This is a genomic window from Streptomyces sp. NPDC091272 (genome assembly GCF_044757485.1).
Classification (GTDB): Bacteria; Actinomycetota; Actinomycetes; order Streptomycetales; family Streptomycetaceae; genus Streptomyces.
Map to the genome: position 1 here is coordinate 203210 of NZ_JBIVVC010000004.1, position 24348 is coordinate 227557.

General features: G+C 71.8%; 22 protein-coding genes. 9 read left to right on the plus strand and 13 right to left on the minus strand.

Annotation, left to right across the window (positions count from 1 at the left end):
• Positions 1-2: 2 nt before the first annotated feature.
• Both ACIQM4_RS14050 and ACIQM4_RS14055 read right to left on the minus strand, forming a co-directional pair.
• On the minus strand, positions 3-491 hold the full coding sequence (locus ACIQM4_RS14050) for a DUF2771 domain-containing protein (RefSeq protein ID WP_401590667.1): 489 nt from the start codon (positions 489-491) through the stop codon (positions 3-5).
• Positions 492-636: 145 nt separating this feature from the next.
• Positions 637-2013, minus strand: coding sequence for an MFS transporter (locus tag ACIQM4_RS14055; RefSeq protein WP_401590670.1), 1377 nt, complete (start codon positions 2011-2013; stop codon positions 637-639).
• 286 nt (positions 2014-2299) lie between these two features.
• Between ACIQM4_RS14055 and ACIQM4_RS14060 the strand changes: the two genes are divergently transcribed.
• Both ACIQM4_RS14060 and ACIQM4_RS14065 read left to right on the plus strand, forming a co-directional pair.
• Entirely contained in the window at positions 2300-3229 is a 930-nt protein-coding gene (locus ACIQM4_RS14060) for a DUF3027 domain-containing protein (protein WP_401590673.1), read from the plus strand.
• A gap of 92 nt (positions 3230-3321) precedes the next feature.
• Positions 3322-6450: a sacsin N-terminal ATP-binding-like domain-containing protein gene (locus ACIQM4_RS14065; RefSeq protein WP_401590676.1), complete on the plus strand. Its 3129-nt coding sequence runs from the start codon at positions 3322-3324 to the stop codon at positions 6448-6450.
• 225 nt (positions 6451-6675) lie between these two features.
• Here the strand turns inward: ACIQM4_RS14065 and ACIQM4_RS14070 are convergent, their stop codons facing one another.
• Positions 6676-9099, minus strand: coding sequence for an HAD-IC family P-type ATPase (locus ACIQM4_RS14070; RefSeq protein WP_401590678.1), 2424 nt, complete (start codon positions 9097-9099; stop codon positions 6676-6678).
• A 279-nt stretch (positions 9100-9378) separates the two neighbouring features.
• A complete protein-coding gene (locus ACIQM4_RS14075; protein ID WP_401590681.1) occupies positions 9379-9714 on the minus strand; it encodes a DUF2530 domain-containing protein in 336 nt (111 codons plus the stop codon).
• A gap of 203 nt (positions 9715-9917) precedes the next feature.
• On the opposite strand from ACIQM4_RS14075, the gene ACIQM4_RS14080 reads away from it, so the two are divergent.
• Positions 9918-11390 (plus strand): NCS2 family permease, encoded by a 1473-nt coding sequence (locus tag ACIQM4_RS14080; protein WP_401590684.1) that lies wholly within the window; start codon positions 9918-9920, stop codon positions 11388-11390.
• Positions 11391-11412: 22 nt separating this feature from the next.
• Here ACIQM4_RS14080 and ACIQM4_RS14085 read toward each other — a convergent pair whose 3' ends face one another.
• Entirely contained in the window at positions 11413-11610 is a 198-nt protein-coding gene (locus ACIQM4_RS14085) for a ribbon-helix-helix protein, CopG family (protein WP_401590686.1), read from the minus strand.
• Between the two features lie 142 nt (positions 11611-11752).
• Between ACIQM4_RS14085 and ACIQM4_RS14090 the strand changes: the two genes are divergently transcribed.
• Together ACIQM4_RS14090 and ACIQM4_RS14095 are read left to right on the plus strand one after the other, a co-directional pair.
• On the plus strand, positions 11753-12190 hold the full coding sequence (locus ACIQM4_RS14090) for a MarR family winged helix-turn-helix transcriptional regulator (RefSeq protein ID WP_401590689.1): 438 nt from the start codon (positions 11753-11755) through the stop codon (positions 12188-12190).
• A 63-nt stretch (positions 12191-12253) separates the two neighbouring features.
• Positions 12254-13594, plus strand: coding sequence for an MFS transporter (locus ACIQM4_RS14095; RefSeq protein WP_401590692.1), 1341 nt, complete (start codon positions 12254-12256; stop codon positions 13592-13594).
• 344 nt (positions 13595-13938) lie between these two features.
• On the opposite strand, the gene ACIQM4_RS14100 is transcribed toward ACIQM4_RS14095, so the two are convergent.
• Positions 13939-14937 (minus strand): aldo/keto reductase, encoded by a 999-nt coding sequence (locus ACIQM4_RS14100; protein WP_401591406.1) that lies wholly within the window; start codon positions 14935-14937, stop codon positions 13939-13941.
• A gap of 139 nt (positions 14938-15076) precedes the next feature.
• Between ACIQM4_RS14100 and ACIQM4_RS14105 the strand changes: the two genes are divergently transcribed.
• Together ACIQM4_RS14105 and ACIQM4_RS14110 are read left to right on the plus strand one after the other, a co-directional pair.
• Positions 15077-15232, plus strand: a complete 156-nt coding sequence (locus ACIQM4_RS14105; protein ID WP_401590695.1) for a hypothetical protein — start codon at positions 15077-15079, stop codon at positions 15230-15232.
• Between the two features lie 152 nt (positions 15233-15384).
• The gene (locus ACIQM4_RS14110; RefSeq protein WP_401590697.1) at positions 15385-16590 is read left to right on the plus strand and encodes an alpha/beta hydrolase family protein; all 1206 of its coding nucleotides are present in this window, start codon (positions 15385-15387) and stop codon (positions 16588-16590) included.
• Between the two features lie 82 nt (positions 16591-16672).
• Here ACIQM4_RS14110 and ACIQM4_RS14115 read toward each other — a convergent pair whose 3' ends face one another.
• The gene (locus tag ACIQM4_RS14115) at positions 16673-17170 is read right to left on the minus strand and encodes a peptidylprolyl isomerase (RefSeq protein ID WP_401590699.1); all 498 of its coding nucleotides are present in this window, start codon (positions 17168-17170) and stop codon (positions 16673-16675) included.
• A 161-nt stretch (positions 17171-17331) separates the two neighbouring features.
• Between ACIQM4_RS14115 and ACIQM4_RS14120 the strand changes: the two genes are divergently transcribed.
• Positions 17332-17619 carry a DUF6199 family natural product biosynthesis protein gene (locus ACIQM4_RS14120; RefSeq protein WP_401590702.1) on the plus strand — a complete coding sequence of 96 codons (288 nt, stop codon included), beginning with the start codon at positions 17332-17334 and terminating at the stop codon, positions 17617-17619.
• Between the two features lie 44 nt (positions 17620-17663).
• Here ACIQM4_RS14120 and ACIQM4_RS14125 read toward each other — a convergent pair whose 3' ends face one another.
• Positions 17664-17879, minus strand: a complete 216-nt coding sequence (locus ACIQM4_RS14125; RefSeq protein WP_401590705.1) for a hypothetical protein — start codon at positions 17877-17879, stop codon at positions 17664-17666.
• Positions 17866-18561, minus strand: a complete 696-nt coding sequence (locus ACIQM4_RS14130; RefSeq protein ID WP_401590707.1) for a GDSL-type esterase/lipase family protein — start codon at positions 18559-18561, stop codon at positions 17866-17868. Before ACIQM4_RS14130 ends, ACIQM4_RS14125 begins: the two co-directional genes overlap by 14 nt.
• A gap of 59 nt (positions 18562-18620) precedes the next feature.
• On the opposite strand from ACIQM4_RS14130, the gene ACIQM4_RS14135 reads away from it, so the two are divergent.
• Complete coding sequence (locus ACIQM4_RS14135) at positions 18621-19601, plus strand: WD40 repeat domain-containing protein (protein WP_401590709.1); 981 nt, start codon at positions 18621-18623, stop codon at positions 19599-19601.
• Between the two features lie 63 nt (positions 19602-19664).
• On the opposite strand, the gene ACIQM4_RS14140 is transcribed toward ACIQM4_RS14135, so the two are convergent.
• From ACIQM4_RS14140 to ACIQM4_RS14155, 4 genes are all read right to left on the minus strand, one after another.
• Complete coding sequence (locus ACIQM4_RS14140; RefSeq protein WP_401590712.1) at positions 19665-20276, minus strand: Uma2 family endonuclease; 612 nt, start codon at positions 20274-20276, stop codon at positions 19665-19667.
• 156 nt (positions 20277-20432) lie between these two features.
• Positions 20433-21551, minus strand: a complete 1119-nt coding sequence (gene serC / locus ACIQM4_RS14145) for a phosphoserine transaminase (RefSeq protein ID WP_401590714.1) — start codon at positions 21549-21551, stop codon at positions 20433-20435.
• Between the two features lie 121 nt (positions 21552-21672).
• Positions 21673-23112, minus strand: coding sequence for a cytochrome P450 (locus ACIQM4_RS14150; RefSeq protein ID WP_401590717.1), 1440 nt, complete (start codon positions 23110-23112; stop codon positions 21673-21675).
• Positions 23109-24344 (minus strand): cytochrome P450, encoded by a 1236-nt coding sequence (locus ACIQM4_RS14155; protein WP_401590719.1) that lies wholly within the window; start codon positions 24342-24344, stop codon positions 23109-23111. Before ACIQM4_RS14155 ends, ACIQM4_RS14150 begins: the two co-directional genes overlap by 4 nt.
• Positions 24345-24348 lie beyond the last annotated feature (4 nt).

Consider the following 24348-nt stretch of genomic DNA (forward strand, 5'->3'; position numbering starts at 1 on the left):
ATTCAGGAAGCCTTCTCCAGCTTGAAGCTCCACACGCCGATGAGCTTCTTGCCGCCGGTCTCGACGATGCTGACCGTCGCCTCCTTGGCGGGCGCGGCACCCTGCTGACCGGTGCTGAAGAACGCGTTGCCGGGGATGGAGCGGTACGTCTTCTTGAACGGCTCCTGCTCGGCGGGCTGACCGTTGATGAAGACCGTCCAGCCGTTCTCGGCGACCTCGGGGTCGACGCCCAGGCGGACCTTGTCCTCCATGGAGACCTTGACGGACTTGGTGGGCTTCTTGTTCAGGCAGCCCGGGGTCTCCTGCTCGCCGATCCCCTCGTCGCCGTGCGCGTAGCAGGCGGCCTCGGAGTTCACCGAGTCGGAGCCGACCGTGATGGTGGCGCGCGGGGTCGGCTTGTCGCAGGCGGAGAGGACGAGCAGCCCGGCGGAGACAACGCCGAGGGCGGCAGCGGTACGGCGGGCCTTGCCCGAGAACAACGCAACGGTCATGCGCGAAGGCTATCGCCCGAACAGGGCCGGGCTGCGCGGGGGCCCTCCGGGCGGGGTGGGCGAGTTCGCGCGGAGCGTCCGCGGCAGCCGCTGTCCGCTGCCGTGCGGGAGCGTCATGGCTGATCGCGCAGTTCCCCGCGCCCCTTCAGGGCCGGCCCGCGCTCAGCAGGCCGTGGACCGAGAGCAGTACGCCGATGGCCACCAGACCCGCCGCCACGCTCATTCCCACCCAGGCCACCAGCGGCAGCACGATGCCGATGGCGCCGCCCACCACCCATGCCACCTGGAGCAGCGTCTCGGACCTGGCGAACGCCGAGTTCCGTACGGACTCCGGCACGTCCCGCTGGATCAGCGCGTCGAGCGACAGCTTGCCCAGCGCCTGGCAGAGCCCTGCCGTCGCTCCCAGCACCGCCACCAGCAGCCCGCTGAAGAAGACGGCCGTCAGCACGGAGACGCCCAGCGCGATGCCGAGGACCGTGGCGATGATCCGTTCCGGCGCCCGTGACTTCAGCCAGGCGCCGACCGCCGTGCCCACCGCGTTGCCGAGACCGGCCGCGACCCCGACGATCCCCAGCGAGATCGCCGCGCTCCGGCCGTCCAGCGGGTGCTGGCGCAGCAGGAAGGCGAGGAAGAAGATCAGGAACCCGGAGAGCGCGCGCAGTGCCGCGTTCGCCTGGAGGGCGTGCACGACGGACGGGCCCACGTCCCGCAGGCCCCGCCCGGGGCGCTCCGGCGCCTCCGGCTCACCCGGATGCTCCGCGGCCAGATGGGCCCGCCTCTCACCCTTCGCGGAATCCACCTTTCCGGGCATCGAGAAGGCGAGGAAGGTGCCGGCGACGAAGACGACGAACGCCCCGTACAGCGGCCAGGCGGGCCCCACGCGCTGGAGCGCCGCCCCGACGGGGGCCGCCGCCCCGGTCGCGAGCAGCCCGGCGAGGGTCACCCGCGAGTTCGCCTTGACCAGCGAGAAGACCGGTGGCAGCAGTCTGGGCACCACCGCGCTCCGTACGACCCCGTAGGCCTTGGAGGCCACCAGCACGCCCAGCGCCGCCGGATACAGCTCGATGCCGCCGGTGGCCACCGCCCCCGACATGGCCAGCGCCAGTACCGCCCGCGCCAGCATCGCGCCCGCCATCGCCGCCCGCCGCCCGTGCGGCAGCCGGTCGAGGAGCGGACCGATCACCGGGGCCAGCAGGGTGAAGGGCGCCATGGTGATCGCGAGGTAGAGCGCGACGCGCCCCCGTGCCTCGTCCGTGGGTACCGAAAAGAACACGGTCGAGGCGAGTGCGATTGTGATCAATACGTCGCCCGCGCCGTTGACGGCGTGCAGTTCGATGAGCTTTCCGAGCCCCGACTCACCCGCGCCGTGCGCGTGCGTGGCCCGCCGGATTCCCCGCGCCGTACCGGTGAACGGCAGGTGAAGGGCGCGACCGACCGCCCGGCCCGCCTTGCGCAGCGGCCCGGTCGGGACGTACGAACGTGACGAGAGACGTGCGGGGGTCACCACGTCATAGTGCCCCAAAGCCGCGCGCCCACCGCCCGACCCGAACCAGGATTCGGACGTGCAGGTGGGATGGCGGCGGCTGAGGGGGTAGCGTGCGTAGCGCGCCACCGGCGGTTGTCCTCGGCCGCGCGCCTCTCAGCGATCCCGCAGAATGGATGGCGGAAGGTGTGCCCGAGGCAGTAGATAGGTCGGGCGTGGACGTCGACGCGGCCCTTTGGTCCGCTCCGCCCGCGGCTCGTACATCCATCTGCATCGCTCCTCGGCAGGCGCACCCGTGATACGGCGTAGGAGAGAAGCGAAACCTGTGAGTGCTGCGACGACGAGAAGCCGTACCCCTGACCGTCTGTGCGCCGAAGCGGTCGACCTCGCGCGCGAGGCCGCCGAGGAGGCCGCCTTCCCCGGGGTGGTCGGCGAGCACGTCACTCTCTTCGCCGAGGGCGACCGGGTGGTCACCCACCTCTTCGAGGCCAAGGAGCCCGGATACCGGGGCTGGCGCTGGGCCGTCACGGTGGCCCGTGCCTCCCGCGCGAAGTTCGTCACCCTCGACGAGACGGTCCTGCTGCCGGGCCCCGACTCCCTCCAGGCACCCGAATGGGTGCCGTGGAGCGAGCGGCTGCGCCCCGGCGACATGGGTCCTGGCGACCTCCTGCCGACCGAGGCGGAAGACCTCCGTCTGGAGCCCGGCTGGACCGGCGAGGACACCCCGCCGCCGAACTCCCTGCTCTCCGACGAGATGGAGTCCCAGGCCCTCGCCGAGGTCGTGGAGGCCGAGGACGCCGAGCTGACCGCTCCGGTCGCCGCCGTCCCGGTCCGGGGCTCGATCACCTCCGTCGCCGAGGAACTCGGCATGCGCAGGGCCCGGGTGCTGTCCCGCTACGGCCTGCACCTGGCGGCCGACCGCTGGGACGAGGAGTACGGGGCGAAGACCCCGATGGCGCAGGCGGCCCCCGCGACCTGTGTCTCCTGCGCGTTCCTGATCCCGGTGGCCGGCTCGCTCGGTCAGGCCTTCGGCATCTGCGCGAACGAGTTCGGCCCGGCGGACGGCCATGTCGTCTCGCTCTCGTACGGCTGCGGCGGGCACTCCGAGGCGGCCGTCATGCCGAAGACGCCGAAGCCGACGGGGCCGGTGCTGGACTCGATGGCGGTGGACGCGTTCCCGTTGCGGCCGGACCCGGCGGGCGGATCCGTTCCCGGGGTCGCGGACCCCGAGGCGGAGGACCTGGGTCACTCCTGACCGGGGAGGACTGTCCGGCTGCTCACCGGGCAGGGGCAATGGTCGGCGCGCGGTACCTTGCACGCCGCAGACCACGACAGAGGAGCAGCACCGTGAGCGCATCGGGGACGGACAGCAGCGGGGCGCACGAGGGCGGTCCCGGCGACCCGTTCGGCACGGCCCGGCTGCGGCGCGGGGTGCTCGACGCCTGGCGCACGACCCCGGCCCGGTTCCGGGAGGACGCGAACGCGGAGGAGGACCTCGCGCTCGGCGGCTACCGGGACCGGCTCGTCGTGGAGCTGGCGCAGAACGCGGCCGACGCGGCGGGACGCGCGGGCACCGCGGGACGACTGCGGCTGACCCTGCACCCGGCCACCGCGGACGCGCCCGCCCTGCTCGCCGCCGCGAACACCGGCGCCCCGCTCGACGCCGCCGGCGCCGAGTCGCTCAGCACCCTGCGCGCCTCCGCCAAGCGCGAGGACACGGACAGCGCCGTCGGCCGCTTCGGCGTCGGGTTCGCCGCGGTGCTCGCGGTCAGTGACGAGCCCGCCGTGCTCGGCCGGCACGGCGGCGTGCGCTGGTCGCTCGCCGAGGCCCGCGGGATGACCGAGGACTCCGCGCTGCGCAGCCCGGGGCTCGCCGACGAACTCCGCCGCCGCGACGGCCATGTGCCGCTGCTGCGGCTGCCGTTGCCCGCCGAGGGGGCCGCGCCCGAGGGGTACGACACGGTCGTCGTGCTCCCGCTGCGCGACCCCGCGGCCGTCGCCCTGGTCGAGCACCTGCTCGCCGCGGTCGACGATGCGCTCCTGCTGACGCTGCCCGGACTGAACGAGGTGGTCGTCGACACCCCCGAAGGGGAGCGGGTACTGCGCCGGTCGGTGCACGGCGCGTACGTGCACGTCGAGGACAGCGCGCACGGCACGACCAGGTGGCGCACGGCCACCGCGTCCGGCGCCCTCACCCGCGCTCTCCTCGCCGACCGCCCCGTGGAGGAACGGCTGCGCCCGCACTGGTCCCTCACCTGGGCCGTCCCCGTCGACGACGACGGCTCACCGCTGCTGCCGCGCACCGCCCGCTTCGTGCACGCGCCGACACCGACCGACGAGCCGCTGGGCGTGCCCGCCCTGCTCATCGCGTCCCTGCCGCTGGACACCACCCGCCGCCACCCGGCGCCGGGACCGCTGCTGGACTTCCTCGTGGAGCGGGCGGCGGACTCGTACGCCGAACTGCTCGGCGGCTGGCAGCCGGTGTCCGTCGGGACCATCGATCTCGTGCCGGGACCGCTGGGCAAGGGCGAGCTGGACGGTGCGCTGCGGGCCGCGATCGTCGCGAGGCTGCCCCGCGTCCCGTTCCTGCCGCCGGCCGCCCCCACCGAGGAGCAGCCCGCGCTGCGACCCTTCGAGGCGGAGGTCGTGGAGGGAGCGGGCGACGAGACCGTACGGGTACTGGCGGAGGTGCTGCCCACGCTGCTGCCCGCCGGGCTGGAACGGCGCGCCGAACTCAGGACGTTGGGGGTGGGCCGGCTCCCGCTCGGGGACGCCGTCGAGCGGATCGGGGGCGCCGAGCGGGCGCCCGGCTGGTGGCACCGGCTGTACGACTCGCTGGCGGGCGTCGACCCGGACCGGCTGGCCGGACTTCCCGTACCGCTGGCCGACGGGCGTACCGCGGTCGGTCCGCGCCAGGTGCTGCTGCCGCTGCCCGACACCTCGTCACCCGCCCGGCTGGCCCGCCTCGGGCTGCGGGTGGCGCACGCCGAGGCCGCGCACCCGCTCCTGGAGAAGCTGGGCGCGCTGCCCGCGACACCGCGCGCCGTCCTGACCACCCCCCAGGTGAGGGCGGCGGTCGCCGCCTCGATGGACGGCGCCGACCTGTGGGACGAGGACGCACTCGACGCCGACGAGCTGACGGAGGTCGTCCTCACCCTCGTACGGGACGCGGACCTCGCCCCGGGTGACGAACCCTGGCTGGCCGCTCTCGCCCTGCCCGACGAGGACGGCGAACTCAGCCCCGCCGGTGAACTGGTGCTCCCGGAGAGCGACTTCGCGCAGGTCATGCGGGAGGACGAGCTCGCGCTCGTCGACGCGGAACTGGCGGACCGGTGGGGCGGCGCCACGCTCGCCGCCGTCGGTGTGCTGGCCACCTTCGCGCTCGTACGGGCGACGGACGTGGTGCTCGACCCGGACGAGTTCGAACCGCGTGACGGGGACTTCGCGGAGCCGGACGACGCGGGACTCCTCGACGCGGTGGACGTGTGGTGCGAGGACATCCTCGACCAGCTGCCGCAGACCCCCCTCCCGCCGGTGGCGACGGAGATCGTGGCCGTGCGCGACCTGGAACTGGTCGACGACGACAAGTGGCCGCAGGCGCTCGCCCTGCTCGCGCGCCCGCCGCTGCGGGACGCCCTCACCCAGCAGGTGCGGGTGCTGCTGCCGGACGGCACCACGCGGTCCGTACGCCCGTACACGGCGTGGTGGCTGCGCGACCACCCGGTGCTGGACGGGCGGCGCCCGGCGGGCCTGCTGGCGGCGGGCGGCGACGCGCTCCTGGAGGGTCTGTACGACGAGGCGGACGCGACCGGCTTCGAGGACGAGCAGGTGCTCCGGGCGCTCGGCGTACGCACCACGCTGACCTCGCTGCTCGCGGAGCCGGGCGGCGCGGCGGAGCTGCTGGGCCGGATGACCGACCCGCGCAGCGAGGTGGTGCCCGCCCAGCTGCACGCGCTGTACACGGCGTTGGCGGACCTCGACCCGGAGCAGGTGACCATCCCGGAGGAGCTGTGCGTGGTGACCGACGGGCGGGTGGAGGTGGTGGACGCGGCCGACGCGCTGATCGTCGACGCCCCCGACCTGCTTCCGCTCACCTCGGGCCTGCCGCTGCTGCCGGTCGCCCCGGCCCGCGCGGCCCAGCTCGCCGAACTCCTCCAGGTGCGGCGTCTCAGCGAGACGGTGCCGGCGGAGGTCACCTCCGAGGGAACCGTGCACGAGGTGCCGCGCCCGGTGCGGGAACTGCTCGGCCGGACCACCCCCGCGACCTATGTCGAGCACGAGGAACTGCACGCGGGCGGCGTGGAACTGGACTGGCGCAGGACCCCGGACGGCGAGATCCACGCGTCCACGCTGGAGGGTGTCGCGGCGGGTCTCGCCTGGGCGGCTGGCCAGTGGCCGAGGCGGTTCGAGGTGGCGGCCCTGCTGGAGGACGACTCCCGGTCCGCGGAACTGGCATGCAACAGGTGGTTCGACTGACCCGCGGCCCGTCCGGCGTCTGAGGACCGCGCGGGCGCAGCCCGTGCGCCTGCCCTGCGCCGGGCGGTTTCGGTGAGGGCCGGATCTCAGCCCGTCCGGCGTTTGAGGACGCGCGGGCGCAGCCCGTGCACCCGCCCCGCGGCGAGCGGTTTCGGGAAGGGGCGGGGAGGGGCCTGCGCCGCAGGCAACGCCCGCCCCCACCGGCCGCCCGGAGTAGGCCTGGGCCTACTCCGGCCACTTCCTCCCCACCCACCGCCACGCCCCCTCCAACAGCGCCGCCGCGACCGCGGCGATGCCCACGGCCGCCCACGGCATCGTCGTGCCGATCAGCTTCAGGGCGAAGAAGTCCTGCAGCCACGGCACGACCAGCACGATCAGGAAGCCCAGGCCCATCGCGGCGACCAGCGCGACGCGCCACCACGTGTACGGGCGGGCGATGATCGCCAGCACCCACATCGACACCAGGAACAGCGTCAGCGTCGCCGCGCTCGTCTCGGCGGCCAGCGCGTCGGGGCCGGTGTAGTAGGACCTGGCGATCAGGTACGTCGCGAAGGTGGCCACCGCCGCGATCGTCCCGCTCGGGATCGCGTACCGCATCACCCGCTGCACGAAGTGCGGCTTGGCCCGCTCCTTGTTGGGGGCGAGGGCCAGGAAGAAGGCGGGGACGCCGATGGTGAGGGTGGAGAGCAGGGTCAGGTGACGCGGCAGGAACGGGTACTCGACCTGCGAGCACACCACCAGGACGGCCAGCAGCACCGAGTAGACGGTCTTCGTCAGGAAGAGGGTCGCCACACGGGTGATGTTGCCGATGACGCGGCGGCCCTCCGCGACCACCGAGGGCAGCGTCGCGAAGCTGTTGTTGAGCAGGACGATCTGGGCGACGGCCCGCGTCGCCTCCGAGCCCGAGCCCATCGAGACGCCGATGTCGGCGTCCTTCAGCGCGAGGACGTCGTTGACGCCGTCGCCGGTCATGGCGACCGTGTGCCCCTTGGACTGGAGGGCGGCGACCATGTCCCGCTTCTGCTGCGGGGTGACCCGGCCGAAGACGGCGTTCGAGTCCAGGGCCGCAGCCATCTCGCCCTGGTCCTTGGGGAGCTTGCGGGCGTCGACGGTGTTCTCCGCGCCCGCCAGACCCAGCTTCCCGGCGACCGCGCCGACCGAGACCGCGTTGTCGCCGGAGATGACCTTGGCTGCCACGTCCTGGTCGGCGAAGTAGGCGAGGGTCTCGCCCGCGTCGGGGCGCAGTCGCTGTTCCAGGACGACCAGGGCGGTCGCCGTGGCCCCGGCGCCCGCGTCCGGGGCGTGCAGTCCGCCCGCCGCCCGCGTCAGCAGTAGTACCCGCAGCCCCTGCGCGTTCAGCTCGTCGATCTCGGTCAGCGCCGGGTCGCCGGCGGGCAGCAGTACGTCGGGGGCGCCCAGCAGCCAGGTCGAGTCCTCGCCGCCGCCGCCTTCGCCGAAGGCCGCCCCGCTGTACTTGCGCGCGGAGGAGAAGGGCAGGGACTCCCGGACCCGCCACCCGGCCTCGTCCGGGTAGGCGTCCTTGATCGCCTGAAGGCTCGCGTTGGGGCGCGGGTCGGACGCGCCCAGCGCGCCCAGCACCTGCCGTACGTACGCCTCGTCGGCCCCGCCGAGCGGCCGGAGCTCCGTGACGTCCATGCCGCCCTCGGTCAGCGTGCCCGTCTTGTCGAGGCAGACCACGTCGACACGAGCCAGGCCCTCGATGGCCGGCAGCTCCTGCACCAGGCACTGCTTGCGGCCGAGCCGGATGACACCGATCGCGAAGGCGACCGAGGTGAGGAGCACCAGGCCCTCGGGGATCATCGGGACGATGCCGCCGACGGTGCGGGCCACCGAGTTCTTGAAGTCGTTCTCCTTGACGACCAGCTGGCTGATGATCAGGCCGAGCGCGGTCGGGACCATCATCCACGTCACGTACTTGAGGATCGTGGAGATGCCGGAGCGCAGCTCGGAGTGGACGAGGGTGAAACGGGACGCCTCCTCGGCGAGCTGCGCCGCGTACGCCTCCCGGCCGACCTTCGTCGCGGTGAACGCGCCGCCGCCCGCGACCACGAACGAGCCGGACATCATCGCGTCGCCCGGCTTCTTCAGCACCGGGTCGGCCTCGCCGGTCAGCAGCGACTCGTCGACCTCCAGGTTGTCGGCCTCCGCCACCTCGCCGTCGACGACGACCTTGTCGCCGGGGCCCAGCTCGATGACGTCACCGAGCACGATCTGCGAGGTGGAGATCTCGGCCGGCACCCCGTCGCGCCGTACGGTCGGCTTCGCCTCACCGATGACCGCGAGCCCGTCCAGGGTCTTCTTGGCGCGCAGCTCCTGCACGATGCCGATGCCGGTGTTCGCGATGATCACGAAGCCGAACAGGCTGTCCTGGATCGGCGCGACGAAGAGCATGACGATCCACAGCACGCCGATGATCGCGTTGAAGCGGGTGAGGACGTTCGCCCTGACGATCTCCGCCGTGGAGCGCGAACTGCGCACCGGGACGTCGTTCACCTCGCCCCGCGCGATCCGCTCCGCCACCTCGGCGGCGGTCAGTCCAGTCGCGCGCACGGCGACGGAGCCTTCCGGGGCGGGGAGTCTCACCGGGTGTACGGGGTCCAGCTCCGAGCCCGCGTCGATGTGCGTCATGGCTCCGACGGTACGGGCGGATGTTCGCCCGCACCCGTCGAGTGGGCGGATTTCAGGGCCACCGGACGCAAGATCAGACCGGCGGAGGACGCTCTCGTCCCACCGGGTGACCATGCCGGTCGTCCTGCGGGGTGACCACATGTGCGGCCCCGCGGCGTTACCGTGCCGATCGCTCGGCGCGAAGTGCCGTACGCGTCGCCCTACGAGCCCGGGGTGACCGGCCCCGCCGACCCCGGCGTCCTACGAGCCCGGGGTGACGGCCCCGCGGACCCCGGCGTCCTACGAGCCCGGGGTGACCGGACCCGCGGATCCCGCAGCTCCCGCCGGTCCCGTCGTCCCCCCGGCCGCCGCAGCCTCGCGCGCCGCGTTCTCGGCCGCGAACCGCTTCAGTGCCGCGTCACGTCCACGGACGTACCAGATGCCGATGAGGCCGAGCCCCGCGCCGGCCAGCGGCGTCCAGTACCACCAGGTCAGGTCGCGGTCGGCGAACCAGCCGTAGAACGCGGCCTGGGCGAGGAAGATCACGAACCAGATGATCGTGCCACCGACGACGGTGCCTACGACGGGCCCCTCCAGGGGCTCGGGTGCCTCGTGCTTCGCTGTCCACTTCGCCATGCGAGTCAGTGTAGGCCGCGCCCCCGCAGCGGCCCGCCGAAGCCCGGCGGGCCGGGCGCCGCATGGGTCTACGCGCGGAGATACCGATCTTCTCCTTATGCATTCATACTGAATGTGCTCTGGATTGACTTGTTCCATTCGTCGGAACATCCAAGTCTGACCGGATACCGCCCCACTCCTGCCTTCTCTCCGTGAGGTCACGCATGCCCCCCGCCAGCTCCCCGGTGGATGCCGCCGAGCAGCCGCCCGTCCCCGAGTCGCCGCAGGCGCAGCCGCAGGGGCCGGTCAACGGACTCGACCGGTTCTTCAAGATCACTGAGCGGGGTTCGACGGTCGCCCGCGAGCTGCGCGGTGGTCTCGCCACCTTCTTCGCGATGGCGTACATCATCGTGCTGAACCCGATCATCCTCGGCAGCGCCAAGGACATGTACGGGCACCAGCTCGACAACGGCCAGCTGGTCACCGCGACCGTCCTGACCGCCGCCTTCTCCACCCTCCTGATGGGCGTCATCGGCAACGTCCCGATCGCGCTCGCGGCGGGCCTCGGCGTCAACACGGTCGTCGCCCTCCAGCTCGCGCCGCAGATGAGCTGGCCGGACGCGATGGGCATGGTCGTCCTCGCCGGTGTCATCGTCATGCTGATGGTCGCCACCGGCCTGCGGGAGCGCGTGATGAACGCGGTGCCGCTCGGACTGCGCAAGGGCATCGCGATCGGCATCGGCCTGTTCATCATGCTGATCGGCCTCGTCGACTCGGGCTTCGTGACCCGGATGCCGGACGTCGCGCACACCACCGTGCCGCTCCAGCTCGGCGTGGGCGGCCACCTCGACGGCTGGCCGGTGCTCGTCTTCGTGCTCGGTGTGCTGCTGACCCTGGCCCTGCTGACCCGCAAGGTGCCCGGCGCGATCCTCATCTCGATGGTCGTCATGACCGTCGTCGCGATGATCATCAACGCGGTCGCCGACGTCCAGGGCTGGGGCCTCACGACGCCCGAGTGGCCCGGCAACCCGGTGGCCGCGCCCGACTTCGGGCTGGTCGGTCAGGTCAGTCTGTTCGGCGGCTTCGAGAAGGTCGGCATCCTCACCGGTGTCCTCTTCGTCTTCTCCGTGCTCCTGTCCTGCTTCTTCGACGCGATGGGCACGATCCTCGCGGTCGGCGACGAGGCCAAGCTGACGGATGCGAAGGGCAACCTGCCCGGCGTCAACAAGGTCCTGCTCGTCGACGGTCTGGCCGTCGCCGCGGGCGGCGGCACGTCCTCCTCCGCCACCACCTGCTTCGTGGAGTCCACGGCGGGTGTGGGTGAGGGCGCGCGCACCGGGCTCGCCAACATGGTCACCGGCGGCCTCTTCACGATCGGGCTCTTCCTGACCCCGCTGGTGACGATGGTCCCCTCGCAGGCGGCCACCCCGGCCCTGCTCGCGGTCGGCTTCCTGATCCTGTCCGGCTCGATCAGGGCCATCGACTGGAGCGACTACACGATCGCGATCCCGGCGTTCCTGACGATGCTGATGATGCCGTTCACGTACTCGATCACCAACGGCATCGGTATCGGCTTCGTCAGCTTCTGCGTGCTGCGGCTCGCGGCCGGGCGCGGGCGCGAGGTACCGGTCGCGATGTACGCGGTGTCGGCGGTCTTCGCCTTCTACTACCTGATGCCGGCGCTGGGCCTCACGTAGGCACCGCTGCGCGGGCCCGCACTCAGGCGGCGCCGTAGAACCTCTCCGTCTCGTCGACCGCCGATTTGAAGCGCTCGTCGAAGTCGTCGCGAATGAGCGTCCGGACCACGTAGTCCTGGACGCTCATTCCGCGTTTCGCGGCATGGTCCCGGAGGCGGTCGAGGAGGTCACCGTCTATGCGCAGGCTGAGCACCGGGGATTCCGTCGCTGGTGGGGTCACCGCCCCAGGGTCGGCCCGGGGCCCGGCGGCGTGGGTCACTTTTCGGCTCGTTCTCACTCGTACGGGTGACTTCTGCCACCAAGACCCGTACCCCTGTGGCAGGGGTGGTCTTTAGCTTGGGTAATGAGTTACGCTAACAAACATGCCTGACCTGTCCCACGGCGACAACGCCGCCGCCGTGAACGCGCTCCGTTCCGCAGTGATGCTCCTCGGCCGCCGCCTGAAGCACCAGCGGGTCGACGAGTCGCTGAGTCCGACCGAGATGTCGGTGCTCGCCACCCTCGCCCGCTGCGGCTCCGCCACCCCCGGCGAGCTGGCCCGCAAGGAGCACGTGCAGCCGCCGTCGATGACCCGCATCGTGGCACTGCTCGAAGCCAAGGGCCTGGTCAGGCTGGAGCCGCACCCCGAGGACCGCCGGCAGAAGGTGGTCAGACAGACCGAGACCGCAGAGGCGATGCTCGAAGAGAGCCGCCGCAAGCGGAACGTCTGGCTGTCCCGCCTGGCCGACGGTCTGGACGAGGACGAATGGGCGAAGCTGCGCGCTGCCGCCCCCGTCCTGGAAAAACTCGCCCACCTGTAAGAACTGCCCAGGGTGGGCCACGCCGTTCACAACCCCGCGCGCCGCCAAGGAGGCGAACCCACTTTGAGTACGGGATCCGGAGCAGACTCCGCCCCCGCACCGACCACCCCCAAGCAGTCCATGTTCAGCTCGCTCAGGAACCGGAACTACCGGCTCTTCGCAAGCGGGCAGGTAGTTTCCAACACCGGCACCTGGATGCAGCGAATAGCCCAGGACTGGCTCGTGCTGTCGCTCACCGGATCGGCTTCCGCCGTCGGTGTGACGATCGCCCTGCAGTTCCTGCCGATGCTGCTCTTCGGGCTGTACGGCGGCGTACTCGCCGACCGGCTGCCCAAGCGTCCGCTGCTGCTGGTCACCCAGTCCGCGATGGGCCTCACCGGGCTCGCGCTGGCAGCCCTGACCCTGACCGGCCACGTCGAGGTCTGGCACGTGTACGCGACGGCCTTCGTCGGCGGACTCGTGACCGTCGTCGACAACCCGGCCCGGCAGACCTTCGTCGCCGAGATGGTCGGCCCCGCCGACATCCGCAACGCGGTCAGCCTGAACTCCGCGAACTTCCAGTCGGCCCGGCTGGTCGGCCCCGCGGTCGCCGGTGTCCTGATCACCGCCGTGGGCAGCGGCGTCGCCTTCCTTCTCAACGGTCTCTCCTTCCTCGCCCCCATCGTCGGCCTGCTGATGATGCGCACCTCGGAGCTCCACAAGGTGGAGCGCTCCCCGCGCGGCAAGGGACAGCTGCGGGAGGGACTGCGCTACGTCGCGGGCCGCCCCGAGCTGATCTGGCCGATCGTGCTGGTCGGCTTCATCGGCACGTTCGGGTTCAACTTCCCGATCTGGCTCTCCGCGTTCACCGACGACGTCTTCCACGAGGGCGCCGGAACGTACGGCCTGCTCAACACGCTGATGGCGGCGGGCTCCCTGGCGGGCGCCCTGCTGGCGGCCAGGCGCGGCACCTCGCGGCTGCGGCTGCTGGTCGGGGCCGCGCTGCTGTTCGGCGTCCTGGAGGCGGTCACCGCGTTCGCTCCGTCGTTCTGGCTGTTCGCGGTGATGATGGTGCCGATCGGGATGTTCGGCCTGACGGTCAACGTCACGGCGAACTCCAGCGTCCAGATGGCGACCGACCCCGCGATGCGGGGCCGGGTCATGGCCCTGTTCATGATGGTCTTCACCGGCGGTACCCCGCTGGGAGCCCCGCTGCTCGGCTGGATCACGGACACGTACGGCGCGCGGATCGGCTTCGCGGCCGGCGGCGTCATCTCGGCGCTGGCCGCGGCGGGCGTGGGCGTGCTGCTCTGCAAGGTCGGCGGGCTGCGCCCGAAGGTGGACCTGCGGCGCGGGCACCAGCACCTGCGCCTGGTGCCCAGCGCGCGTGCCGCACGGCACAAGGAGCTGGTGGCGGTGGCGTGAGACACCCGCCCCCGCCCGGACCCCTGTGACGATGCCCCGCCGGAGAACACTCCGGCGGGGCATCGCCGCGTCATGCCGCGGCCACGCGGCCGGCGCCACCGCACAGGGCGCACGGTGGGGCGGCGGCCCGGCCCGTCCGCCCCCGCCCGGGAAGCACGGCCGGGCGGGGGCAGGCGGCGGCACGGCCGCGGGAGCCGGTTACGCTCGTGGGGTGAATCCGAAAATCCGTAACCAGGTCATGGCCGGTGTCCTCGTCCTGATGTTCGTCGTCATCGCGGTGGCATCCCTCGCGGGCAACTAGCGCCCCACCCTCGCCGGACCGGCCGACGCCCCACCCCGCTCCCTCACCAGGCGAACGCCTCCGGTGAGGGCCCCGGTCCCGGGAAGATCTCGTCCAGGCCCGTCAGGAGCTCCGCCGACAGCTCCAGCTCGACGGCGCGCAGCGCGGAGTCGAGCTGGTCGGCGGTGCGCGGGCCGACGATCGGTCCGGTGACGCCGGGCCGAGTCAGCAGCCACGCCAGCGCCGCCTCGCCCGGCTGGACGCCGTGCTTGTCGAGCAGGTCCTCGTAACGCTGCACCTGCGCCCGTACCTCCGGCTTGGCCAGGACGTCCGCGGCGCGCCCCGAGGCCGTGCGTCCGCCGCCGCCCTCGCGCTCCTTGCGCAGTGCGCCGCCGAGCAGGCCGCCGTGCAGCGGTGACCACGGGATGACCCCGAGCCCGTACTCCTGCGCCGCGGGGATGACCTCCATCTCGGCGCGCCGCTCGGCGAGGTTGTACAGGCACTGCTCGCTGACCAGCCCGTACGAGCCGAGCCTGTGCGCGGTCTCGTTGGCGCGGGCGATGTGCCAGCCGGCGAAGTTGGACGACCCGGCGTAGAGGATCTTGCCCTGCTGCACGAGCACGTCCACCGCCTGCCAGATCTCCTCGAAGGGGGTCGACCGGTCGACGTGGTGGAACTGGTACACGTCGATGTGGTCGGTGCCCAGCCGCTTCAGGCTGGCGTCGACCGAGCGCCGGATGTTCACGGCGGACAGCTTGTCGTGGTTCGGCCACGGCTCCTGGCCGTCCGGCGACATGTTGGCGTAGACCTTCGTGCCGAGGACGACCTTGTCGCGGCGGCCGTCACCCTTGGCGAACCAGGAGCCGATGATCTCTTCAGTACGGCCCTTGTTGGCGCCCCAGCCGTAGGCGTTCGCGGTGTCGAAGAAGTTGACGCCTGCGCCGAGCGCGGCGTCCATGATCGTGTGGCTGTCGGCCTCGTCGGTCTGCGGCCCGAAGTTCATCGTGCCGAGGACGAGACGGCTGACCTTGAGTCCGGTGCGTCCGAGCTGTGTGTACTTCATACCGACCAACCCAACGCCTTCGAGCCCGCTCGATGCAAGGGGGCCCGCTGAGGCGCTGTCGAGCGGGCTCCCGCTGGAGGAGGAGAGGTGGGAGGCGGTACGGGCCTTCACGCACGCGGTGATGGACACGGCCGGGAACGTGAGCACCGCACAGCTGGAGGCGTTCTGCGCCGCCGGCTACACCAGGCGCAACGCGCTCGAAGTGGTGCTCGGCATCGGCACGTACACCCTCTCCACCTTCGCGAACCGGCTCGTGGAGCACGGGGATTCCCTCGAACGACCCGAAGGAAGGTAGGGGGCGGGGCATGACTTTCGGCAGGGGTGGCGCGGGGCGGTGATCCGTACGTTCGCGGCATGAACCGAAATCGAAGCGAGAACCGAGGCGGGAACCGAAGCGGGGGCCGGGCCGGGGGTGGGGGCCGGTGCCTCGTCGCCTCAGCCGCCGCCTTGATCGCCCTTGCCCTCGCCGCCCCGACCGCCTCCGCGGCCACCGGGCCGGGTGCCGCGGCCTACGGCGGGTCTGTTGCCGTCGACGGGCCGGGTGCCGCGGTCTACGGCGGGTCTGTTGCCAGTACCGGGCCGGGCGCCACGAGTTACGGGCCGGTCGCCGTCAGCACGCAGTTGCGGCTTCCGGCGCCCACCGGCAGGTTCGGCGTAGGGCGGAAGGAGCTGCATCTCGTCGACAGTTCCAGGGCCGATCCCTGGGCGCCCGTCGCCGCGCCCCGGGAGCTGATGGTGTCGATGTTCTACCCGGCGCGAAGGGGCGGCGCGGGCAGTCCCTCGGCGTACCTGGACAGGGCGGAGGCACGGCTGCTGGTGGCAGGGATCGGGCATGCCGACGACGTCCCGGCCGAGCTGCTGAGCGGGGCGAGGACGAACTCACGGACGGGCGCGCGTGCCGCCGGGGGCGCGTACCCACTCGTCGTGCTCTCGCCCGGGTTCACCCTGCACCGTGCGACCCTCACCGGTCTCGCCGAGGAGCTCACCAGCAGGGGGTACGTCGTCGCGGTCGTGGATCACGCCTACGAGTCGTACGGGACCAGCTTCCCCGGCGGCCGTACGCTCACCTGCGCCGCCTGCGGCCATGCCGCGATGAAGCAGATCCCCGCGGTGAGGTCCGCCGACGTCTCGTTCCTCATCGACGAACTCCTGGGCCCGAGGAGCGAGTTCAGGGGGATGATCGACCGGGGGCGGATCGGGATGGCCGGGCACTCCATCGGCGGCAACAGCGCCGCCGTCGCCATGGCGGACGACCCGCGCATCAGGGCCGGTGCGAACCTCGACGGCGGTTTCCAGGACGCGACACCGGGGGCCGGGCTGAACGGCCGGCCGTTCCTCCTGCTCGGGACCGACGCCTCCCACCGCCCCGAGCTCGGCAAGGGGAAGTGGCTGGAGGCGTGGCAGCGGATGGACGGGTGGAAGCGGTGGCTGACGGTCGCCGGGTCCGGGCACTTCTCGTTCAACGACGTGCCGGTGCTGGGCGAGCCGCTGGGTCTGGTCGACCCGAAGGCACCCCTGTCGGGCAAGCGTTCGGGCGAGATCACCAACGGATACGTGGGGGCCTTCTTCGACCGCCATCTGCGGGGCAGGCACAGCCCGCTGCTGGACGGCCCGACGGCCGCCAATCCCGAGGTCACCTTCCACCACCCCTGACGGGGGGCGACCGGACGCGCCGGAGCCCGGCGCGCACCGAGGTGCGCGCCGGGCTCCGGAACCGTACGGTCCTGCGACGAGCTCAGAGCTGGCCGGAGGAGGCGATGGTGATCTTCGCCGAGGTGCGGCCGCTCTGCGAGCCGAGCGACTCGATCTTCTTGACGAGCTTCATGCTCTCCTCGTCGGCGACCTCACCGAACACGACGTGCTTGTTGTCGAGCCAGCCGGTGACGATCGTGGTGATGAAGAACTGCGAGCCGTTGGTGTTCGGGCCCGCGTTGGCCATCGAGAGCTGGCCCGGCTTGGTGTGCTTCAGCTGGAAGTTCTCGTCGGCGAACTTCTCACCGTAGATGCTCTTGCCGCCGGTGCCGTCACCGCGCGTGAAGTCGCCGCCCTGGAGCATGAAGTCCGGGATGACGCGGTGGAAGGAGGAACCGGCGTAGCCGAAGCCCTGCTCGCCCGTGCAGAGCGCGCGGAAGTTCTCCGCCGTCTTCGGGACGACGTCGTCGAAGACGTTGAAGGTGATGCGGCCCGCGGGCTCGTCGTTGATGGTGATGTCGAAGTACGTCTGGATCGTCATGGGGGCAATCCTGACACCTGAGGGGCGGCAGCGCCCAACCGGGCTGCTTCCCGGCAGGTCAGGTGGTGGACGCCGGCCTGCTCATGGCGGGGGCGGGACGGGGTATCCGGCTCGCACGGAAGCATGGGCGGGCGGGTACGGCGGAGCACGGGGGACGGGCAGTGGTGGACGTGGCGGATGTGGCGTATGTGGCAGACGTGGTGGTGGCGGCGAAGGACGGCAGTGCCGGGCCGATGTTCTGGGTGATCCTGTCGATCATGCTGGTGATGGGGCTGGTGCAGGTGATCCGGCCGCAACTGGTGTGGCGGATGAACCGGACGCTTCGTCGTCCGTTCGTCAGGGACGTGGACGCCAGTGAGCCGTCGGGCAAGGGATATCTGTTGTACCGGGTCACCGGGGTGGTGTTCCTGGTGATGCTCGGGGTCGTGGCCTTCTCCGTGCTGAACTGAGCCCGTGCCCGACCCGCGCAGAAAGCTCCGCAAGTACCGCTTTCTCAGCGGCAGTTGGGTCCCGTCCAGTCCGGGTCGTCCCGGGCCGTGGGCAGGGGGCGGTAGCCCTCGGAGTAGTGGTTCGTCCAGCCGCAGACGCCGCAGGCGTAACGGCCGTCCAGGCCCGCTATCTCCGTGCCGCAGCGGCGGCAGTTGGTGTACGTGATCTCCGGCGGGGCGGGCGCCGGGCGGAAGGCGCGGGACGGCTTACGCGAATTCATGGTGCGAGGAGTATGCGGCACCCACGCCCCAGGCCTGGTGCATCGCGTCGGCGAACGCGGCGGCTAGTTTGTGTTCCCCGGTGGGGCCCGGGTGCGTGCCGTCGTACGTGTCGCCGTGGATGTCGTACGTGGCGTGGGCCGAGGCCAGCAGGACCGGGGAGCGGGGCTCGTCGCGGTCGGCGGCCGTCTTGGCGAGGAGCTCGTTGAACCGGGCGCACTCGGCGGCGAAGGGGGCGTCGCGCTCGGCGCGGACGTTGGGGATGACGGGGTGGATCGCGACGCTGACGCGGGGGTTCGCGGCGCGGGCCTCGGTGAGGAAGAGATCGAGGTTGGCGGCGGTCTGCGCGGCGTTCGTGTAGAAGCCGAGGTCGATCAGGCCGAGGGAGACGAGCAGCGTGTCGGCGCCGGTCGTGGCGACGGTCTCGCGGATCGCGGGGGCCATGTGCAGCCAGCCCTCGCCCCAGCCGGCCAGATGCCGGCGGGCGGCGGGCGGGAAGTCGTCGGCGGCGTACGCGTGGGAGGTGGCGGCGGCGGTGCGCGGGTCGTACAGAGCGGTGCGCGGACCGACGATCCGGTACGGCCCGCCGTGCGCCTCCAGGTGCTGCCACATGCGGTAACGCCAGGTGAAGTCGCCGGGACAGCCGATGGTCATGGAGTCGCCGACGAAGAGGAAGCTGCGCATTCGATCATCATCGGGGATGGGCTGCGGGGGCCGCACCGTGATGCTGAACACTTGGGTCCATGCGCTCATCCCGTACGTATGCAGCCGTGGCGGCCCTGGGACTGGTTCTCACCGGCCCGTCGGTGGCCCTCGCCGACGACGGCGGATTCACCATCAAGGACCCCAGGATCACCGAGTCGAGCGGGTTGGCCGCGAGCCGCGCCCACCCCGGCGTGTACTGGACGCACAACGACCAGGACGGCCCCTACGTGTACGCCGTGGACGGCCGGAACGGCGAGACGGTCGCCCGGATCACCCTGCGCGGGGTGGGCAAGCCGCGCGACATGGAGGCGGTCTCGGTGGGCCCCGACGGCGATGTGTACGTGGGGGACATCGGCGACAACCTCGGCGGCACCTGGGACCACGTGTGGATCTACCGGTTCCCCGAGCCGAAGGTGCTGAAGGACATGACCGTGTCCGCCGTGCAGTACGACGTCAAGTACGCGGACGGGGCGCGGAACGCGGAGGCGCTGATGGTGCACCCGAAGACACGGCGCGTCTACATCGGCAGCAAGGAGGAGGAAGGAGCGGGCCTCTACGAGGGTCCCGCGGAGCTGGTCGCGGGGCGGACCAACACCTTCCGGAAGATCCACACCATCCCGTGGGTGACGGACGGCGCCTTCTCACCGGACGGCAAGCAGCTGGTACTGCGGTCGTACCTGGGCGCGGAGAGCTACGGGTGGCCCGCGATGGGCGAGGGCAAGTCCCTGGGCATCGGCTACCGCGGGCAGTCGGAGTCGGTGACCTTCAGCGCGGACGGCAGGTCGATGCTGTTCGGCGCGGAGGGGGAGCAGAGCGAGGTGGCGGCGTTGCCCGCGGAGGGCACGGGCGGCGAATCCCCGTCGGGCTCGTCCCCGGGCGCCGGGAGCGACACCGCCGACCCATCACCGGGCACGGCCGGCTCGTCGGACGACGGCGGCCTGTCGGGCAAGGGAGTGCTGGCGCTGGGCCTCGGCGGGGTGCTGGTGCTGGCCTGGCTGGGGTTCAGGCGGAGGCGGTAGGGGGGCGCGGCGTCTGCCCGGTCGGCCGCCGCATCGGCGCTAGGCCTTGCGGCGGCTCGGGAGCTAGGCCTTGCGGCGGCCCGCGTTGAGGACTTCGTCGACGTCGAGTGTGATCTTGGCGCCGATGGACTCGGGGAGGGGCACCTGCTGGCCGGGGGCGTACACCTGATGGCTGGCGTAGTCGCTGCCCACCGGCTCGGTCAGGACGTGGACCCGGTCGTGCTTGCGGTTGACAATGACGTACGCGGGAATGTCGGCGTCGGCGTAGGCGGTAACCTTCGCCCTCAGGTCCTGGCTGTAGTTGCTGGAGGTGACCTCCAGGACCAGTCGGAACGCGACGGGGTCGTAGCAGTTGTTCTCGATGACGTGGTCACCGATGTCGGAGTCCGTCACCGTGAGGTCGGGGATGGCGTAGTCGTCCGCTCCGGTCGGCAGCCACACCCCGACGCCTTGCAGCACCTTTGACTCCCCGCCGTGCAGTCCGGCTGCGAGAAAGGGGATCATGAGTTCCGTCAGTGCATTGGCATGGGCGGAGTCCGGGCGCGGGGTCACGGTGAGAATGCCTCCGATGATCTCGACGCGGTAGCCGGGAAGCTGATCCAGGAGCCTGTTCGCCTCGTCGAGCAGGCTCGGCGGCTGACCGTCACAGGGGGGCTCGACTGCTGCGGCAGACACTGCGGGCCTCCTGGAGGGCTGGGGTCGAGAGCATCATCGTAGGCCGGGACGCCCCGATGTCTCCTGTACGTGGCCGTTCACCCCGGCGGGTGAACGCGGAGGGCCCCGGCGCGCGATTGCGTGCCGGGGCCCTCCGTCGGGGGCTGACCTGTGAGGTCAGAGTTGTTCGATCACGTAATCGATGCAGGCCGTCAGCGCCTGTACGTCCGCCGGGTCGACCGCCGGGAACATCGCCACGCGCAGCTGGTTGCGGCCCAGCTTGCGGTACGGCTCCGTGTCGACGATTCCGTTGGCGCGCAGCACCTTCGCGACGGCTGCCGCGTCGATGTCGTCCGTGAAGTCGATCGTGCCGATGACCTGCGAGCGCTTCGCCGGGTCGGTGACGAAGGGGGTCGCGTGCTTCGACGTCTCGGCCCACGAGTAGAGCGCGTTCGACGACGCTCCGGTGCGCTGGACCGCCCAGTCCAGGCCGCCCTGCTTGTTGAGCCAGGTCAGCTGCTCGTTCAGGAGGAAGAGCGTGGACAGGGCGGGGGTGTTGTACGTCTGGTTCTTGAGCGAGTTGTCGATCGCGGTGGGAAGCGAGAAGAACTCGGGGACGTGGCGTCCCGAGCCGTGGATGCGGGCCGCGCGCTCCAGGGCCGCCGGGGAGAACACGGCGATCCACAGGCCGCCGTCCGCCGCGAAGGACTTCTGCGGGGCGAAGTAGTAGACGTCCGTCTCGGTGATGTCGACGGGCAGACCGCCGGCGCCGGAGGTGGCGTCCACCAGGACCAGGGAGCCCTCGTCGGCGCCCTCGACCCGCTTGACGGGGGCCGCGACGCCGGTGGAGGTCTCGTTGTGGGTGTACGCGTAGACGTCCACCCCCGCCTCGGCCTTCGGGTCCGGGTGCGTACCCGGGTCCGAGGAGATGACGGTCGGGTCGGCCAGCCACGGGGCGAGCTTGGCCGCCTTCGCGAACTTCGACGAGAACTCGCCGAAGGTCAGGTGCTGGGACTTGTTGTCGATCAGCCCGTGGGTGGCGACGTCCCAGAAGGCGGTGGAGCCGCCGTTGCCCAGGACCACCTCGTAGCCCTCGGGGAGGGAGAAGAGGTTGCGCACGCCGTCCCTTACCGCACCGACCAGGTTCTTGACCGGGGCCTGGCGGTGGGACGTACCCATGAGTGAAGTGCCGGTGGCGGCAAGCGCGTCGAGCGCCTCCGTCCGTACCTTGGAGGGGCCCGCGCCGAAACGGCCGTCGGCGGGCTTGATGTCAGCGGGAATCTGGATCTCAGCCACGAGCCGGAGCGTAGCCGCTCCCGGGGGACGGTGGGGACACCCGTCCGGCGGATGAGACGACCGACACTCCGGCCCCTGTGGTGCTTTCGAACGAAACGAGCGGCTGCGGGAGCCGCGCAGGTCAGACCTGGGCGGCGGGCCTGCCCAGGTGCACGGGGACCTCGACGAGGTCGTTCTGGGTGAGCACCGCCTTGTTGCGCAGCTCGGCGGCCGGCACCGCGAGGGTGAGGTCGGGGAAGCGCGCGTACAGCGCGGGCAGCGCGACAGCGGCCTCCAGCCGGGAGAGCGCGGCACCCGGGCAGACGTGCGGGCCGTGGCCGAACGAGAGGTGCTTGACGCCGGTGCGGGTGATGTCGAAGTCCTCCGCCGTCTCCCCGTGCACCCGTTCGTCGCGGCCGAGGGCGCCGAAGGAGACCAGCAGGCCCTCGCCCCTGGGCAGGACCCGGTCGCCGACCGGGATGTCCTCGGTGGCGTACCGCAGCAGGACGTGCGAGGTCGGGGTCGACCAGCGCAGGGTCTCCTCGACGACGTTCTCCCACGGGACCTCGCCCGCGAGGACCTTCGCGCGCTGCTCGGGGTGCGTCTCCAGGCCGATGACCGCCTGCAGGAGGAGGCTGATCGTCGTCTCGTGACCGGCGACGATCATCACCTTGATGGTGTTGAGGATCTCCTCCTCGGTGAGGTGGTCGCCGCCCTCGGACGCCTGGATGAGGGCGGTGGTCAGGTCGTCGCCCGGGTGCGCGCGCTTCTCGGAGACGACCTCGGAGAAGATCTCGTCGATCTCGGCCAGCACCCGGGGCATCTCGCCCGGCTCGGTCTCGCTGGAGAAGAACCGGTCGAAGACCTCCTTCAGCCGCGGCCGGTCCACCTGCTCGACGCCCATCAGCGCGGTGACGACCTTCATCGGCAGCGGCTGCGCGAACTCGGCCTTCAGGTCGACGACCTCGGTGGCGGTACGGGACGCGAGGGCGTCGAGCAGCGCGTTCGTGAGCGACTCGATGCTGCCGCGCAGCCGCTCCACCCGGCGTACGGTCAGTGCCTGCGCGACCAGCAGCCGCAGCCTGCGGTGCTCGGGGCCGTCGACGCTGAGCATCGAGCGGCCCGGGTTGACCAGCCCGATCAGCGGCCAGTCCATGGCGATCTCGCCGCGCTGCCAGGCGTTCCAGTGGTTGATGTCCTTCACCAGCCGGGGGTCGGTGAGGAGTTGGCGGGCCTCGGTGTGGTGCGTCACCGCGTAGACCTGGACGTCGCCGGGGAGCACCACGGGGACCAGCGGGCCCGCGGCGCGCAGCCGGGCACCTTCGCCGACGAGGTCGCGGACGAGGGGGTCGAGGACGATCGGTACGGACCCGGCGGCGTCGCCGGCGTCACCTGCGGCTCCGGTGAAGGGGCAGGTGGGCTGCTCGGGAACGGCACCGGCGGGCGCCGTGCCGGCGTCGGGCGATACGGGCGCCGTGCCGGCGTCGGGCGATACGGGCGCCGTGCCGGCGTCGGGCGATACGGGCGCCGTGCCCGCGCCGGGCGGTACGGGCGGGGTGGCCGCGTCGGGTGCGGTGGTCATCTGGGTCCTCCGGTGGCGGGGGCCGGCCCGAGGGCCGGGGTCGGGGTGAAGGTCACCGGCAGCGCGGTCATTCCGCGCAGCCAGGCGGACGGTCTGCGGGTGAGGTCCCCCGCGGGCACGGCGAGGTCGATGTCCGGCAGCCGGTCGAGGAGCACTTCGACGGCGGTACGGGCGATGACCTCGGCGATCTCCTGCGCGGGGAACGGGCAGCGGTGCTCGCCGTGCCCGAAGGAGAAGAACGCGTTGTTGCCGCCGGTCAGCACGGACGCGTCCGTACGCACCTGGGGATCGGCGTTGGCGGCGGCCAGGCCGAGGATCAGCAGGTCGCCCGCAGCGACGGCCCGGCCGCCCAGGCGGGTGTCGCGGGCGGCCCAGCGGCCCGCGATGTTCTGGCTGGGGGTGTCCTCCCAGAGCACCTCGTTCATGGCCTCGGCGACGCTGTGCCGGCCGCCGGAGAGCGAGGCGGTGAAGCGGTCGTCGGTGAGCATCAGCCGCAGGGTGTTGCCGATCCAGTCCGCGGTGGGCTGATGGCCCGCCGTGGCCATCACCATCAGGTCGTGGGCTGCGTCGACCGCGCTGAAGCCCTGCGTGTTGCCGAGCATCAGGGACGCCACGTCAGGACCGGGGAACCGCGACTTCTCCTCGATCAGGGCCATGACCGTCCGCTGCACGTGCTGCTGGCCGGCGAGCGCGCGCGGACCTCCGTCGATCATGTCGACCATGGCGGTGACCAGTTCGGGGCCCTGGTCGTCCGGGACCCCGAAGAGTTTGGCGATCACGCGCACCGGGAGCAGCATCGCGTACCGGCTGATGATGTCGGTCCCGCCCGACGTGCAGAACGCGTCGATCAGCCCGTCGGCGAACTGCTCGGCGTACCGGCGCAGTTCGAACGGGTCGACGCCTTCGAGCGCGTCGCTGATCATGCCGGCGCGGGCCTGGTGCCGCTCGCCCACGGTGTAGAGGACCGAGGGCTGGTCGCGGCTGATCATCGGGGCCAGGGGCCAGTTCGAGGGGATGTTGTCCCACTGGTTCCAGAGGGAGGAGTCCCGGGTGAACAGGCCCGCGTCGCCCGTTATCTGATGCAGCTCGCGGTAGCCGATGACGAGCCAGGCGGGGATCGAGCCGGCCAGGGTCACCGGCACCACCGGGCCGTGCTCGCGGCGCAGCTCCCGGTAGAGCGTGGCGGGGTCGGCCTCGAAGCGCGGGCCGGAGAGGGGCACTGCGCCTGCCACGGCG